At 54.2% G+C, this 15,475-nt stretch carries 16 protein-coding genes and 1 riboswitch; of the genes, 8 read left to right on the plus strand and 8 right to left on the minus strand.

Annotated elements, in window-relative coordinates; genetic code table 11:
* Position 1: 1 nt before the first annotated feature.
* From thiS to rsd, 5 genes are all read right to left on the minus strand, one after another.
* Complete coding sequence (gene thiS, locus ACLJXE_RS23615; protein WP_202037215.1) at positions 2–202, minus strand: sulfur carrier protein ThiS; 201 nt, start codon at positions 200–202, stop codon at positions 2–4.
* Positions 183–941, minus strand: a complete 759-nt coding sequence (gene thiF / locus ACLJXE_RS23620; protein ID WP_410752194.1) for a thiazole biosynthesis adenylyltransferase ThiF — start codon at positions 939–941, stop codon at positions 183–185. The genes thiS and thiF overlap by 20 nt, the downstream gene beginning before the upstream one ends.
* Positions 934–1,569, minus strand: coding sequence for a thiamine phosphate synthase (gene thiE / locus ACLJXE_RS23625; protein WP_410752195.1), 636 nt, complete (start codon positions 1,567–1,569; stop codon positions 934–936). The genes thiF and thiE overlap by 8 nt, the downstream gene beginning before the upstream one ends.
* Positions 1,569–3,467: a phosphomethylpyrimidine synthase ThiC gene (thiC, locus tag ACLJXE_RS23630; protein WP_410752196.1), complete on the minus strand. Its 1,899-nt coding sequence runs from the start codon at positions 3,465–3,467 to the stop codon at positions 1,569–1,571. Before thiC ends, thiE begins: the two co-directional genes overlap by 1 nt.
* Positions 3,468–3,550: 83 nt before the next feature.
* A riboswitch (TPP riboswitch) is annotated at positions 3,551–3,776 on the minus strand.
* A gap of 49 nt (positions 3,777–3,825) precedes the next feature.
* Positions 3,826–4,314 (minus strand): sigma D regulator, encoded by a 489-nt coding sequence (rsd, locus tag ACLJXE_RS23635; RefSeq protein WP_410752197.1) that lies wholly within the window; start codon positions 4,312–4,314, stop codon positions 3,826–3,828.
* A gap of 96 nt (positions 4,315–4,410) precedes the next feature.
* Here rsd and nudC point away from each other — a divergent pair, with 96 nt between their 5' ends.
* From nudC to ACLJXE_RS23665, 6 genes are all read left to right on the plus strand, one after another.
* A complete protein-coding gene (nudC, locus tag ACLJXE_RS23640; RefSeq protein ID WP_410752198.1) occupies positions 4,411–5,184 on the plus strand; it encodes an NAD(+) diphosphatase in 774 nt (257 codons plus the stop codon).
* A 49-nt stretch (positions 5,185–5,233) separates the two neighbouring features.
* Positions 5,234–6,298 (plus strand): uroporphyrinogen decarboxylase, encoded by a 1,065-nt coding sequence (hemE, locus tag ACLJXE_RS23645; protein WP_410752199.1) that lies wholly within the window; start codon positions 5,234–5,236, stop codon positions 6,296–6,298.
* A gap of 9 nt (positions 6,299–6,307) precedes the next feature.
* Positions 6,308–6,988, plus strand: coding sequence for a deoxyribonuclease V (gene nfi / locus ACLJXE_RS23650; protein WP_286629334.1), 681 nt, complete (start codon positions 6,308–6,310; stop codon positions 6,986–6,988).
* A 33-nt stretch (positions 6,989–7,021) separates the two neighbouring features.
* Entirely contained in the window at positions 7,022–7,612 is a 591-nt protein-coding gene (locus ACLJXE_RS23655; RefSeq protein WP_003842015.1) for a YjaG family protein, read from the plus strand.
* Between the two features lie 186 nt (positions 7,613–7,798).
* Positions 7,799–8,071 carry a nucleoid-associated protein HU-alpha gene (gene hupA, locus ACLJXE_RS23660; RefSeq protein WP_001044509.1) on the plus strand — a complete coding sequence of 91 codons (273 nt, stop codon included), beginning with the start codon at positions 7,799–7,801 and terminating at the stop codon, positions 8,069–8,071.
* 11 nt (positions 8,072–8,082) lie between these two features.
* Positions 8,083–8,778, plus strand: a complete 696-nt coding sequence (locus ACLJXE_RS23665) for a DUF1481 domain-containing protein (RefSeq protein ID WP_410752204.1) — start codon at positions 8,083–8,085, stop codon at positions 8,776–8,778.
* A 37-nt stretch (positions 8,779–8,815) separates the two neighbouring features.
* Here the strand turns inward: ACLJXE_RS23665 and zraP are convergent, their stop codons facing one another.
* The gene (zraP, locus tag ACLJXE_RS23670) at positions 8,816–9,259 is read right to left on the minus strand and encodes a zinc resistance sensor/chaperone ZraP (RefSeq protein ID WP_410752205.1); all 444 of its coding nucleotides are present in this window, start codon (positions 9,257–9,259) and stop codon (positions 8,816–8,818) included.
* Between the two features lie 263 nt (positions 9,260–9,522).
* On the opposite strand from zraP, the gene zraS reads away from it, so the two are divergent.
* Both zraS and zraR read left to right on the plus strand, forming a co-directional pair.
* Positions 9,523–10,917 (plus strand): two-component system sensor histidine kinase ZraS, encoded by a 1,395-nt coding sequence (gene zraS / locus ACLJXE_RS23675; RefSeq protein ID WP_410752200.1) that lies wholly within the window; start codon positions 9,523–9,525, stop codon positions 10,915–10,917.
* Positions 10,914–12,239, plus strand: a complete 1,326-nt coding sequence (gene zraR, locus ACLJXE_RS23680) for a sigma-54-dependent response regulator transcription factor ZraR (RefSeq protein ID WP_410752201.1) — start codon at positions 10,914–10,916, stop codon at positions 12,237–12,239. The genes zraS and zraR overlap by 4 nt, the downstream gene beginning before the upstream one ends.
* On the opposite strand, the gene purD is transcribed toward zraR, so the two are convergent.
* Positions 12,236–13,525 (minus strand): phosphoribosylamine--glycine ligase, encoded by a 1,290-nt coding sequence (purD, locus tag ACLJXE_RS23685; protein WP_410752202.1) that lies wholly within the window; start codon positions 13,523–13,525, stop codon positions 12,236–12,238. The two genes, zraR and purD, sit on opposite strands and share 4 nt — an antisense overlap.
* Before the next feature lie 15 nt (positions 13,526–13,540).
* Positions 13,541–15,130: a bifunctional phosphoribosylaminoimidazolecarboxamide formyltransferase/IMP cyclohydrolase gene (gene purH, locus ACLJXE_RS23690; protein WP_410752203.1), complete on the minus strand. Its 1,590-nt coding sequence runs from the start codon at positions 15,128–15,130 to the stop codon at positions 13,541–13,543.
* Positions 15,131–15,475: the final 345 nt, after the last annotated feature.

A 15,475-nucleotide genomic window follows, 5' to 3' on the forward strand; every position in this document is an offset into this window, starting at 1 on the left:
ATCAACCCCCTGCAATGACCTGAAAAAGCAGGATCTGGTCGCCTTCCTGCACGATTTGTTGTTGCCACTGCTCACGTGGCAGGATCTGCTGGTTTAGCGCCAGCGCCATTCCCGGTTTATGCTGATTAAGCTGTGTCAGCAGTTCGCTGATGGTTTGCCCCTCGGCGCACTGCATTGGCTCATCATTGAACTGAATCTGCATGTAGCCCTCCACAGACCGGGCAACCGCTGGCACGGCGCAGCGCCAGGCTGCGCCACTGGCTGGTTTTACCATCAAACAGACGCAACTCTCCGGCTGGGGTTTCAATCCCGCTGACTAATTTGATGGCTTCCAGAGCCTGCAAGGTTCCCATCACCCCGACGACCGGGCCCACAATGCCAGCAGTGCGGCAGTTGCGCTCCGGCTCCACATCATCTGGCCACAGGCAGCGGTAACAGCCCTGTTCCCAGGGGGGCGTAAGTACCATTAACTGACCGCCAAAACCGACGGCACTGGCGGTAATGAGTGGCGTATTTAGCGCCACGCAGGCGGCGTTAATCTGCTGGCGGGTTGCCATGTTGTCAGTACAGTCGAGCACTACGTCGGCACGTGCTACAGCATGTCTGAGCGCATCACCTTGCAGGCGTTGCTGGATCGCTACCACGTCAATATCCGGGTTGAGGCGGGTAAGGCGCTGCTGTGCGACTTGTGATTTGGCGCGGGCGATATCATCCGTGGTAAACAGGATCTGGCGCTGCAGATTACTCAGATGAATATCGTCATCGTCGACCAGCGTCAGCTTGCCGACGCCCGCACCTGCCAGATACAGTGCGGCAGGCGAACCTAGCCCACCTAATCCGACTATCAGCACATGGCTTTCGTTCAGCTTTTGCTGGCCTTCAATCGCGATATCGCCAAGCAGGATCTGCCGGCTATAGCGCATAAAATCGCGGTCATTCATCGCCGACTCCCGCAATATCCAGTAGCTGCGCCGTGGCGGTCTGCCAGTCGGCTGCCTGGGTGATGGCGCTGACGACAGCAATGCTGCCGACGCCGGTATTCAGTACCGCAGGCGCGCGCTCAAGGCTGATGCCACCAATCGCGACGGTAGGGTAGTCGGCCAGCCGTTCAATGTGGCTGGCGAGTTGTACCAACCCTTGCGGGGCGGACGGCATCTGTTTGGTTTGCGTCGGGAAGACGTGACCGAGTGCGATATAAGAAGGGCGAGCCGCCAGCGCCACATCAATTTCCATATCATCGTGAGTGGAAACACCAAGGCGCAACCCCGCCGCCTGAATCGCTTTCAGGTCGGTGGTTTCGAGGTCTTCCTGCCCCAGATGTACGCCATATGCGTTGTGTTTAACAGCCAGTCGCCAGTAATCGTTGATAAACAGGCGAGCATCATAACGACGCGCCAGCGCGATAGTGGCAACAACGTCTGCTTCGACCTCTTCATCATGCTTGTCTTTGATACGCAACTGGATAGTACGCACGCCAGCCCCCAGCAGACGTTCAATCCACTCGACGCTATCTACGACCGGGTAAAGTCCGAGGCGGAATGGCACGGAGGGAAAATCAGGTTGATACATCAGGCTTCCTCCCGTTTCAGATAGATTTCACCACCTTTGGCGCGGAAGTTTTCGGACATGTCCGCCATCCCCACTTCAATCGTCTGTGCAGCGGCGTAGTCCCGCACTTCCTGGCTGATTTTCATCGAGCAGAACTTCGGCCCGCACATGGAGCAGAAGTGGGCGACCTTGCCGGATTCCTGCGGCAGGGTTTCATCGTGATAAGCGCGAGCGGTGAACGGATCGAGCGCGAGGTTAAACTGATCTTCCCAACGGAATTCGAAGCGCGCTTTCGACATGGCGTTATCGCGGATCTGCGCGCCCGGATGGCCTTTCGCCAGGTCGGCAGCATGCGCGGCGATTTTGTAAGTAATCAGCCCCTGTTTCACATCTTCTTTGTTCGGCAGGCCAAGGTGTTCTTTTGGTGTTACGTAGCAGAGCATGGCACAGCCAAACCAGCCAATCATCGCCGCACCAATGCCTGAAGTGAAGTGGTCATAACCTGGCGCAATATCGGTGGTTAGCGGCCCTAAGGTATAAAACGGTGCTTCGTGGCAGTGTTCCAGTTCTTCTGTCATGTTGCGCTGGATCATATGCATTGGCACATGACCTGGGCCTTCAATCATCACCTGCACATCATATTCCCAGGCAATTTTGGTCAGTTCACCCAGCGTATGCAGCTCAGAGAACTGTGCTTCGTCGTTGGCATCCTGAATCGAGCCTGGACGCAGGCCGTCGCCCAATGAGAGCGAAACATCGTAGGCGGCGCAGATTTCACAGATCTCGCGGAAGTGCTCAAACAGAAAGTTCTCTTTGTGATGGGAGAGGCACCACTTCGCCATAATAGAGCCACCGCGCGAGACAATACCGGTCAAACGCCTGGCGGTCATCGGTACATAGCGCAGCAGTACGCCCGCATGAATGGTGAAGTAGTCCACCCCTTGTTCGGCCTGCTCCAGCAGCGTATCGCGGAAGGCTTCCCAGGTGAGATCCTCAGCGATCCCGTTGACCTTTTCCAGCGCCTGGTAGATCGGTACGGTACCAATTGGCACCGGGCTGTTACGCAGGATCCACTCGCGGGTTTCATGAATATAACGACCGGTGGAGAGGTCCATTACCGTATCGGCACCCCAACGGGTAGACCACACCAGTTTTTCTACCTCTTCTTCGATGGAGGAGGTGACTGCCGAATTACCGATGTTGGCATTCACCTTCACCAGGAAATTACGACCGATAATCATCGGTTCTGATTCCGGGTGGTTGATGTTAGCTGGAATAATGGCGCGTCCGGCAGCGACCTCGTCACGCACGAATTCCGGAGTGATGTTTTCCGGCAGACGCGCACCAAAGTTCATCCCCGGATGCTGGTGGCGCAATACTTCACTGCGAATACGCTCACGGCCCATGTTTTCGCGGATGGCGATAAACTCCATCTCCGGGGTGACAATTCCCTGACGCGCGTAGTGCAACTGGGTCACGCATTTACCGGATTTAGCGCGTTTTGGTGTCAGTAACCCGCTAAAGCGCAGCGCATCAAGGCCATCATCGGCCAGGCGCTCTTTGGTGTAAGCGGAGCTGCGATCGTCTAACTCTTCGCTATCATTGCGCGCCGTAATCCACGGTTGGCGTAGTTTTGCCAGGCCCTGTTGAACGTTAATTGCCACGTCAGGGTCGCCGTACGGACCGGAGGTGTCGTAAACCGGAACGGCTTCATTCTCTTCAAATTGAGGATTATCTTTCGTGCCGCCAGTTAGCGTTGGGCTAAGCTGAATTTCGCGCATCGGGATGCGGATATCCGGCTGCGAGCCGGTGATATAGATGCGTCTTGACTCAGGAAAGGCGGTCCCTTCCAGGGTATCAATAAAGTGTTGGGCTTGAGCGCGCTGTTCGCGGCGTGATGGTTTAGTAGTGGCAGACATAGCTCATTCCAGATAAAAGTAAGGATATGGCTTGTCAGACGACGGATGAAGCAAGAGAGAAGATCGCCAGAAGGCGATGCTATTGCAGATTGACTCTTGTTCCCTTCGCAGGTATTAGCCTGATCAGGTTCCGCGGATCCCGAATTAACGGTCTCAGCCTTTTCCACGTCATCCTTCGCGCTGCCTCTTCGTTGGCTTCGTCTGCTCACTCCAGTCACTTACTTATGTAAGCTCCTGGAGGTTCACTGACTTGCCGCCTTGACGCATCACGAATGCTTTTGTGGAAAATAAGCACTCCGACAAGAAGTAACCTCAAAAAGAGGTAATGAATGTAAACTACGCGTTAATGCGACAAATCTCAAGCAGGGCGTTTGATCATTGCGTTGTCATGCATCGCATCAAACACCAGCATGATCAGCTTATCTTCCAGCACGAATCGGGCTTCCAGTGCTTCGCCGAGATCCGATAAAACTTTTTGAAATTCAAGGAAGTTATCATGATCGATAGCCGTTTCCAGACTGGAATCATAGTAGTCCATGATCTGCTGTGTATTGGCTTCCAGCAGTGGCCAAATTTTTGTGGCTTTTAAAAGCTGCCCGTTCCCTTCCAATTTATGCAGAATACGTTCATAAATACTGAAGTGTCCGGTGGAGAGGTAATCGACCAGGCTCTGACAAAAATCATCCAGCGCTTTTTCATTGAGTCGCATGTACGATTCTTTGCCAGGCTTAATGCCAACCAGATTGTAGTAAGCCACGAGCAGGTGCTTACGTACATGTAGCCAGCGATCAACCAGTTTATTACTTCCTCTGACGTGTTCCGTCAGGCTTTCCAGCTGGTTTAGCATGATTGACTCCGCAAGATGGTGTTAAAAAACTGCTCACCGATAAATGTAAAAATAATGTAAACAACATGCCTGTGAAGCAAAGGTTGCGCAAGAGATATGGATCGTATAATTGAAAAATTAGATAGCGGCTGGTGGATTGTCAGTCATGAGCAAAAATTATGGTTGCCTCGTGGCGAACTGCCCTACGGTGAAGCGGCAAGATTTGATTTAGTAGGCCAGCGCGCCCTGCCAATAGGCGAATGGGAAGGGGATACTGTCTGGTTGGTGCAGCAGCCGCGCCGGCATGATATGGGTTCAGTGCGCCAGGTTATCGACCAGGATGTGGGCCTGTTTCAACTGGCCGGACGTGGCGTGCAACTGGCTGAATTCTACCGCTCGCATAAATTCTGCGGCTACTGTGGCCATCCTATGCACCCGAGTAAAACTGAGTGGGCGATGTTGTGTGGTCATTGTCGTGAACGTTATTACCCGCAAATTGCCCCCTGCATTATTGTTGCTATTCGCCGTGATGACACCATCCTGCTTGCTCAGCATGTTCGCCATCGTAATGGCGTGCATACCGTGCTGGCGGGTTTTGTTGAAGTGGGGGAAACCTTAGAACAAGCGGTGGCGCGTGAAGTGATGGAAGAGAGTGGCATTAAGGTGAAAAACCTGCGCTATGTCACTTCCCAACCCTGGCCGTTCCCGCAATCTTTGATGACCGCATTTATGGCTGAGTATGATAGTGGCGAGATTGTTATCGATCCGAAAGAGCTGCTGGAAGCGAACTGGTATCGCTACGACGATTTACCGCTCTTACCGCCGCCGGGTACCGTCGCGCGCCGACTGATCGAAGATACCGTGGCGATGTGTCGGGCTGAGTACGAGTGAAGAACGAGTAATGATACACTGGCGGTCTGACGCTAAAAGGAAGATAAAAATGACCGAACTGAAGAACGATCGTTACCTGCGTGCGCTGCTGCGCCAGCCCGTTGATGTGACTCCGGTATGGATGATGCGCCAGGCGGGCCGCTATTTGCCGGAGTACAAAGCCACTCGTGCCGAGGCGGGCGATTTCATGGCGTTGTGCAAAAATGCCGAGCTGGCCTGTGAAGTGACGCTGCAGCCGCTGCGCCGCTATCCGCTCGATGCAGCGATCCTCTTTTCGGACATTCTGACTATCCCGGATGCGATGGGGCTTGGGCTCTATTTTGAAGCCGGGGAAGGCCCACGCTTTACCTCTCCTGTCACCAGTAAGGCTGATGTGGAAAAACTGCCCGTTCCAGACCCGGAAGATGAACTGGGCTACGTCATGAACGCAGTGCGCACCATTCGGCGTGAGCTGAAAGGTGAAGTGCCGCTGATCGGCTTCTCCGGCAGCCCGTGGACGCTGGCGACCTATATGGTTGAAGGTGGCAGTAGCAAAGCCTTCACCGTGATTAAAAAGATGATGTATGCCGATCCAAAAGCGCTACATCTGTTGCTTGATAAGCTGGCGAAAAGCGTCACCCTATACCTGAACGCACAGATCAAAGCAGGTGCGCAGTCGGTGATGATATTCGACACCTGGGGCGGTGTGCTGACCGGTCGCGACTATCAGCAGTTCTCTTTGTATTACATGCATAAAATTGTCGACGGTCTGCTACGTGAAAACGACGGTCGCCGTGTCCCCGTGACGTTGTTTACCAAAGGTGGCGGTCAGTGGCTGGAAGCAATGGCGGAAACCGGCTGCGATGCGCTGGGTCTTGACTGGACAACTGATATTGCTGACGCGCGTCGACGCGTAGGCCATAAGGTGGCACTGCAGGGCAATATGGACCCGTCGATGTTGTATGCGCCACCGGCGCGTATCGAAGAAGAAGTGGCAACGATTCTGGCTGGATTCGGTCAGGGCGAAGGTCATGTCTTTAACCTTGGTCACGGTATTCACCAGGACGTGCCGCCGGAACATGCGGGTGTCTTCGTGGAGGCGGTACATCGGTTATCCGGGCCGTATCACCGCTAAGGAACCGATATGGATCTCGCGTCGCTTCGTGCGCAGCAGCTTGAGCTGGCCTCTTCGGTTTCCCGAGAGGATCGCCTTGAAACCGAACCGCCGAACCTGATTGGTGGGGCGGATGTCGGGTTTGAGCAGGGCGGCGAAGTGACGCGAGCTGCGATGGTCTTGCTGAAATATCCCACGCTTGAGCTGGTTGAATACAAAGTGGCGCGTATTGCTACCACCATGCCGTATATTCCCGGCTTTCTCTCCTTTCGCGAAACTCCCGCGCTGATGGCCGCCTGGCAACAGCTGTCACAAAAGCCGGACCTGCTGTTTGTCGATGGGCACGGCATTTCCCATCCTCGCCGTCTGGGCGTCGCCAGTCATTTTGGTCTGCTGGTGGATGTTCCGACGATTGGTGTGGCGAAAAAACGGCTGTGCGGCAAGTTTGAACCTCTTGCGGCCGAACCCGGTGCATTAGCGCCGCTGCTGGATAAAGGCGAGCAACTGGCCTGGGTCTGGCGCAGCAAAGCACGCTGTAATCCACTGTTTGTCTCGACCGGTCATCGCGTGAGCATGGACAGTGCCCTGGCATGGGTGCAGCGCTGTATGAACGGCTACCGTCTGCCAGAACCAACACGCTGGGCGGATGCGGTGGCATCTGAACGCCCGGCTTTTACGCGGCTTGCAGCAAAAACGGCCCATATCGGGTAAACTGCCGCTAATTTCCGTATTTGAGAACTCATCATGTTACAAAATCCGATTCACTTGCGTCTGGAGAAACTGGAAAGCTGGCAGCACGTTACGTTTATGGCCTGCCTGTGCGAGCGCATGTATCCCAACTACGCGATGTTCTGTAAGCAAACTGAATTTGGCGATGGCCAGATTTATCGTCGAATCCTGGATTTGATTTGGGAAGCGCTGACGGTTAAAGATGCCAAAATCAATTTCGACAGCCAACTGGAAAAGTTTGAAGAAGCTATCCCGTCGGCAGATGATTACGATCTGTATGGTGTTTATCCTGCGATTGATGCCTGTGTGGCATTAAGCGAGCTGATGCATTCACGTCTGAGTGGTGAAACGCTGGAACACGCCATTGAAGTCAGTAAGGCTTCAATTACCACAGTAGCGATGCTGGAAATGACACAAGCTGGTCGCGAAATGACCGATGAAGAGCTAAAAGAAAACCCTGCCGTTGAGCAAGAATGGGATATTCAGTGGGAAATATTCCGACTTTTGGCTGACTGTGAAGAACGCGATATTGAGCTGATAAAAGGGCTGCGAGCAGACCTGCGCGAGGCTGGTGAGAGCAATATTGGTATAAATTTTCAGCAATGACACAACAAAACGTGATTTAACGCCTGATTTGTCGTGCCTGAAGGCTTCCCATCCGCCCCCCGTCTGGTCTACATTTGGGGGGCGAAAAAAAGTGGCTATCGGTGCGTGTATGCAGGAGAGTGCTTTTCTGGCATTTCCGTCGCACTCGATGCTTAGCAAGCGATAAACACATTGTAAGGATAACTTATGAACAAGACTCAACTGATTGATGTAATTGCAGACAAAGCAGAACTGTCAAAAACACAGGCTAAAGCTGCTCTGGAATCCACTCTGGCTGCTATTACTGAGTCTCTGAAAGAAGGCGATGCTGTACAACTGGTTGGTTTCGGTACCTTCAAAGTGAACCACCGTGCTGAGCGCACTGGCCGCAACCCGCAGACCGGTAAAGAAATCAAAATCGCCGCAGCTAACGTACCGGCATTTGTTTCTGGTAAAGCACTGAAAGACGCGGTTAAGTAATTCGCGTGGCAGTGAACAGTTTTAACGAAGGGGCGGTTTCGCCCCTTTTGTCCATCTGGCGTCATACGCTCTGGCTTTCAGGTGTGCTGTTGCTGTCTGCCTGTAGTCGCCATTCCGAGCTTCCTCCGTTCACGGCCAGCGGTTATGTTGGCGAGCAGGGGGCGGTACGCGTCTGGCGTAAAGATTCCAGTGACGATGTTCACTTGCTCTCGGTATTGAGTCCGTGGCGTAACGGCAATACTACCACCAGTGAATACCGCTGGCAGGGAGATACGCTCTCTCTGATAGAGCTCAATATTTACAGTAAACCGCCGGAACATATTCGCATCCGCTTCGATGACCGCGGCGAACTGAGTTTTATGCAGCGTGAAGTCGCCGGGCAAAAGCAGCAGCTTTCCAGCGATCAAATTGCGCTCTACCGCTATCGTGCCGATCAAATTCGTCAGACCAGCGATGCGTTGCGTCAGGGGCGTGTAGTATTACGTCAGGGGCGCTGGCATGGCGCTGAACGCACGGTAACTACATGTGAAGGCGAAACAATTAAGCCTGATTTAGATTCGTGGGCGATAAGCCATATTGAGCGCCGCCAGAGCCACTCGTCGGTCGACGTGAGCGTGGCGTGGCTGGAAGCGCCCGAAGGATCTCAGCTACTGCTGGTCGCCAATGAGGATTTTTGTCACTGGCAGCCTACAGCCAGGACCTTCTGAAGACCTGGACCGTAAGCCGTCATTCGGCAGGCTACGCTTACCAGTGCCCCATTCCCATATGACCACCGCCGCGATGGTTACCGCCGCCACCGCATCCGCCGTAGCCCATTCCGGCTCCGCGAGGTACGCCCGCCTGCGCCATCGCGACATCGCGCTTAACGCGCTGCTCGTCGAGTGACTGATTCAGAGACTCCATCTCTTTTGCCACCGCATTAATTTTTGCAGTGTCCGGCGAGCTGGCGGTTAGCAACGCATTGTATTCGTAGCGTTTGGATGTCAGTTGTTGACGTAAGGCGCTGGTCTGCGCGTAGTAATCATCATAGATTTTCTGAGCCGCCGCCTGTTGTTCGGTGGTCATAGGTGTACCGCCACGTTGCTGCATACCATCACCATACCCCCAGTGATGTTGTGCCAACGCCGGGGTGGAACCCAGAGCAATCAGCGAGAGTGCAATCAGCGCCAGTTTATTATTCCGTTTCATCATCCGTTCTCCTGTTGGTTATCTTACATTTCTTATTGCATCTTCCATGCCAGACCGGAGCTCCCCGTTCTGCAGGCATCACGCGTGGTTTGCCTGGCACAAAGCGAGTAAAAATGACTCACCCGAGCGTAACCAGCGGGTTATTTTTACCCGCCAGTTGCCACGGTTTGTGCCTGAAGACAGGGTTCTCAGGGCGAAAAGATGGCATGATTTCTGCTGTATACCTGAAATGAAGAAAGGAAACGGTGGGAAAGGAAGTGCATATGCGTCTGTATAAAGACACGGCGGCAAAGTGGCTGAGCAGATTCTTGCTGGCGGCAATCCTGATTTTAGTTGGCTGGTTTTCTATCATGACCATTCGGGATTATGGCCGTGAAAGTGACGCTGCCCGGCAAACGCTGCTGGAAAAAGGGCGTGTGCTGATCCGTGCCCTGGAGTCCGGTACGCGTGTGGGTATGGGTATGCGCATGCACCATGCTCAGCAGCAGACGCTGTTGGAGGAAATGGCCGTGCAGCCGGGCGTATTATGGTTTGCTGTTGTGGATGAGCATGGTGTGATCATAACTCACAGTAATTCTGCGATGGTGGGAAAGTCACTTTATACACCGGATCTCCTGCGGCAGTTAAATCCAGAGGAACAAGAACGCTGGCGGCGCATTGATGTACCCGTGGGCGGCAGTGAAAAAACGCCGGCACTGGAAATTTATCGCCAGTTTCAGCCGATGTATGGTCCTGGGCGGCATGGCATGGCTCGTTGTGCCGGCAATGGCGGACAGATGACCACGCCTTCACAAACCATTTTTATCGCTTTCGATGCCAGTGATCTGGCGGCGACCCAGGCCAGAGAGTGGCGTAATACGCTGATTGTCCTCTCTGCACTGGCGGCTGTGCTACTGGCAACGGTGCTTACGTTCTTCTGGTACCAGCGCTATCAGCGTTCGTACAAGGAATTGCAGGATGCGATGAAGCGGAAAGAAAAACTGATGGCGCTTGGGCATCTGGCGGCAGGGGTTGCACATGAAATTCGTAATCCACTGTCTTCCATCAAAGGTCTGGCAAAGTATTTTGCCGAACGTACTCCGGCAGGAGGTGAGTCGCACGAGCTGGCGCAGGTAATGGCGAAAGAGGCAGACCGCTTAAATCGGGTGGTGAGCGAACTCCTTGAATTGGTGAAACCCGCGCACCTCGCGCTACAGAAAGTGGATCTCAATGAGGTCATCACTCACTCATTGCATCTGGTAAGTCAGGATGCTCAAAGTCGGGAAATACAGTTACGGTTTACGGTAAATCCTGCACTACCCGCCATTCAGGCCGATCCTGACCGGCTAACGCAGGTCCTGTTGAATCTGTATCTGAACGCCATTCATGCGATTGGCCACCAGGGTACGATTACGGTTGAAGCGAGTGAATGCAGCGCCGAACGCGTTAAAATTGTGGTGACCGATAGCGGAAAGGGGATTGCACCTGAGCAGCTGGAGGCGATATTTACACCTTACTTTACGACCAAAGCCGATGGTACAGGGCTGGGGTTAGCGGTTGTGCAGAACATTATAGAACAGCATGGTGGAACTATTCAGGTGGCAAGCGTTGAGGGCAAGGGAGCGGTCTTTACTCTCTGGCTACCGACGAAAGCGAAACAACAGGATTTACAAGGATGACGCGCGGAAAAATCACTATTCTGGTGGTGGATGACGATATCAGCCACTGCACTATTTTACAGGCGCTGCTACGCGGCTGGGGTTATGACGTTGCATTGGCCTATAGCGGTCGGGCGGCGCTGGAGCAGGTGCGTGAACATGTTTTCGATCTGGTGCTATGCGATGTGCGCATGGCGGAGATGGACGGCATCGCAACGCTCAAAGAAATTAAAGCGCTGAATCCAGCGATTCCGGTGTTGATTATGACGGCTTTCTCCAGTGTAGAGACCGCTGTAGAAGCACTGAAAACGGGTGCGCTGGATTACTTAATCAAACCGCTGGATTTTGACCGTCTGCAGGACACGCTGGAAAAGGCACTGGCACATACGCGGGAAAGTGGTGCGGAACTGCCGTCGGCAACGGCTGCGCAGTTTGGCATGATTGGCAGAAGCCCGGCGATGCAGCAACTGCTTAATGAGATTGCGATGGTGGCTCCGTCTGACGCCACAGTGCTTATTCATGGCGATTCCGGGACGGGGAAAGAGTTGGTGGCTCGTGCGCTGCATGCCAGCAGTACGCGCAGCGATAAACCACTGGTGACGCTCAACTGTGCGGCACTTAATGAGTCTTTACTGGAGTCCGAACTGTTTGGTCATGAGAAAGGTGCCTTTACCGGTGCGGATAAACGTCGGGAAGGGCGCTTTGTGGAGGCCGATGGCGGCACATTATTTCTCGATGAGATTGGCGATATCTCACCGCTGATGCAAGTTCGCCTGCTGCGGGCGATTCAGGAGCGGGAAGTTCAGCGTGTGGGCAGCAACCAGACTATTGCGGTTGATGTCCGGTTGATCGCTGCCACGCATCGTGATTTAGCACAAGAGGTCAGCGCCGGGCGTTTTCGCCAGGATCTCTACTATCGCCTGAACGTCGTCACTATTGAAATGCCTGCATTACGTCAGCGTCGGGAAGATATCCCGCTGCTGGCCGGGCATTTTCTCCAGCGTTTTGCTGAGCGTAACCGTAAAGTGGTGAAAGGTTTTACGCCGCAGGCGATGGACCAGTTGATCCACTACGACTGGCCGGGGAACATTCGCGAGCTGGAAAATGCGATTGAGCGCGCGGTGGTCCTGCTGACGGGGGAATACATTTCCGAACGCGAGCTACCGCTGGCGATTGCTGCGACGCCGGTAAAAGCAGAAAACAGTCTGGAGATTCAACCGCTGGTGGATGTTGAAAAAGAGGTGATTCTGGCTGCGCTGGAAAAAACGGGCGGCAACAAAACTGAAGCCGCCCGTCAGTTAGGCATCACGCGTAAAACGTTGCTGGCGAAAATCTCGCGTTAGCGCTGCTCGCGTTCGATGGCACGCCAGCCAATGTCGTTACGGCTAAAGCTGCCGTCCCAGTGGATATCGGTCATTAACGCGTAAGCGCGCTTCTGCGCTTCGGCAACGGTATGACCCAACGCGGTCGCGCACAGAACGCGGCCCCCGTTGGTCAGCACTGTGTCGTCATCGGCGAGTTTAGTCCCGGCGTGGAACACTTTACCGTCAGCGACCTCTTCCAGCGGCAGGCCGTGAATCACATCGCCGGTACGGTAATCACCTGGATAGCCACCTGCGGCGATCACCACGCCCAGCGCGGCGCGCTCGTCCCACTCGGAAGTTTTCTCGTCCAGCTTACCGTCGCAGGCGGCCAGACATAGCTCTACCAGATCCGATTTCATGCGCAGCATGATTGGCTGGGTTTCCGGATCGCCAAAGCGGCAGTTGAACTCGATAACCTTCGGATTGCCCTGTTTATCGATCATCAGACCGGCGTACAGGAAACCGGTGTAGGTATTACCTTCAGCCGCCATGCCTTTTACGGTTGGCCAGATGATACGTTCCATCGTGCGCTGATGAACGTCATCAGTCACCACCGGTGCCGGTGAGTATGCACCCATACCGCCAGTGTTCGGCCCAGTATCACCATTGCCGACGCGTTTGTGGTCCTGACTGGTGGCCATCGGCAGCACGTGTTCGCCGTCGACCATCACGATAAAGCTCGCTTCTTCACCGTCAAGGAACTCTTCAATCACGATACGGTGGCCCGCGTCGCCAAAAGCGTTGCCTGCCAGCATGTCGTGTACAGCGGCTTCTGCTTCTTCAAGCGTCATCGCCACAATCACACCTTTACCGGCAGCCAGACCATCGGCTTTGATAACAATCGGCGCGCCTTTCTCACGCAGATAGGCCAGCGCGGGTTCGATCTCGGTGAAGTTCTGATACTCCGCCGTCGGGATGTTATGACGGGCCAGAAAATCTTTGGTGAAGGCTTTAGAACCTTCCAGTTGTGCCGCGCCTTCGGTTGGGCCAAAGATTTTCAGACCGGCGGCGCGGAAGGCATCGACTACGCCAATCACCAGCGGCGCTTCCGGGCCGACAATAGTCAGATCGATCTTTTCGTTCTGGGCAAAGCTCAGCAGCGCCGGAATGTCGGTCACACTGATAGCCACGTTTTGCAGCGCGGGTTCCAGTGCGGTGCCCGCGTTGCCCGGTGCGACAAAGACGGTAGAAACCTGCGGAGACTGAGCCGCTTTCCACGCCAGGGCGTGCTCGCGCCCGCCGTTACCAATGACTAATACTTTCATCGTCTGCTCCGTGAATTAATGGCGGAAGTGGCGCATGTCAGTGAAGATCATCGCAATGCCGTGTTCATCGGCGGCGGCAATCACTTCGTCATCGCGGATAGAACCACCTGGCTGGATAACGCAGCTCACGCCAACGGCAGCTGCGGCATCAATACCGTCGCGGAACGGGAAGAAGGCGTCGGACGCCATGGCGGAACCTTTCACTTCCAGACCTTCATCACCGGCTTTAATCCCTGCGATTTTGGCGGAGTAAACGCGGCTCATCTGGCCTGCTCCTATGCCGATGGTCATGTTCTCTTTGGCGTAGACAATGGCGTTGGATTTCACGAACTTCGCGACTTTCCAGCAGAACAGTGCATCACGCAGTTCCTGCCCGGTTGGCTGACGTTTGGACACTACGCGCAGGTCACCTTCAGTCACCATCCCCAGGTCACGGTCCTGAACCAGCAGACCGCCGTTAACGCGTTTGAAGTCCAGGCCTGGAACGCGATCGGCCCATTGACCACAGGTCAGGACACGAACGTTCTGCTTAGCCGCAGTAATCTTCAGTGCTTCATCTGTGGCTGATGGCGCGATGATCACTTCAACAAACTGGCGGGAGATAATAGCTTGTGCCGTTTCTGCATCCAGTTCGCGGTTAAACGCAATGATGCCGCCAAACGCGGAAGTTGGGTCGGTTTTATACGCACGGTCGTAGGCGTCGAGAATAGAAGAACTTACCGCCACGCCGCACGGGTTGGCGTGCTTAACGATAACGCAGGCCGGTTCGTTGAACTCTTTCACGCACTCCAGTGCGGCGTCGGTATCGGCAATGTTGTTATAAGAGAGCGCTTTGCCCTGAACCTGCTGTGCAGTTGCCACGGAAGCTTCTTTGACGTTCTCTTCTATATAGAAGGCCGCCTGCTGGTGGCTGTTCTCACCGTAGCGCATATCCTGCTTCTTAATGAAGTTCAGATTCAGCGTGCGCGGGAAGCGGCCAGCGGCTTCTTTGCTGTCGCCGTGATACGCCGGAACCATGCTGCCAAAGTAGTTGGCGATCATGCTGTCATAGGCGGCGGTGTGTTCGAAGGCTTTGATGGCGAGGTCGAAACGGGTGTCGAGGGTCAGAGAGCCTTCGTTAGCATCCATCTCTTTAACAATGGCATCGTAGTCGCTGCTCTTCACAACGATAGCCACGTCTTTATGGTTCTTGGCGGCAGAGCGCACCATGGTTGGGCCGCCGATATCGATGTTCTCTACCGCATCTTCCAGCGAGCAACCTTCACGGGCAACGGTCTCGGCGAACGGATACAGGTTAACAACCACCATATCGATAGGTTCGATACCGTGTTGTTCCATTATTCCATCATCCTGACCGCGACGGCCAAGAATGCCGCCGTGGACTTTTGGATGCAGGGTCTTCACGCGTCCATCCATCATTTCCGGGAAACCGGTGTAATCGGAAACTTCGGTCACTGGCAGACCTTTCTCTGCTAACAGGCGCGCAGTGCCACCTGTAGAAAGCAGCTCCACACCACGTGCGGAAAGTGCCTGAGCGAATTCGATAATACCTGCTTTGTCAGAAACACTGAGCAGAGCGCGGCGGACTGGACGACGTTGTTGCATGGTAAATCCCCTGGATTTGACTATTACAGAGAGCGTTAGCTGAATTTTTGCGTAAAAACTCAGCTAACGCCCCTTACGGGGCATCCTTGTTGTGCGGTGGCATTGTAACGAAAACGTTTGCGCAACGCTCGCGAATTTTTAATTTTCGATTCTGATCCCTGCTTCTTCCGATATGACGCCGCTCTGACAGAGAGAAGATCATAGAAAGGAGGATGCGGTTTGTGGATAACTCTGTGTGTAAATGGGTATAAAGTGGGCTTTTGCTGTGGAATGCAGCAGTCAGTCATTTTTCTGTCATTTAAGGGTTGCGGGCTGAGGGAAACTCCCTATAATGCGCCTCCATCG

It is taken from the genome of Citrobacter sp. U14242 (assembly GCF_046555775.1).
Classification (GTDB): Bacteria; Pseudomonadota; Gammaproteobacteria; order Enterobacterales; family Enterobacteriaceae; genus Citrobacter.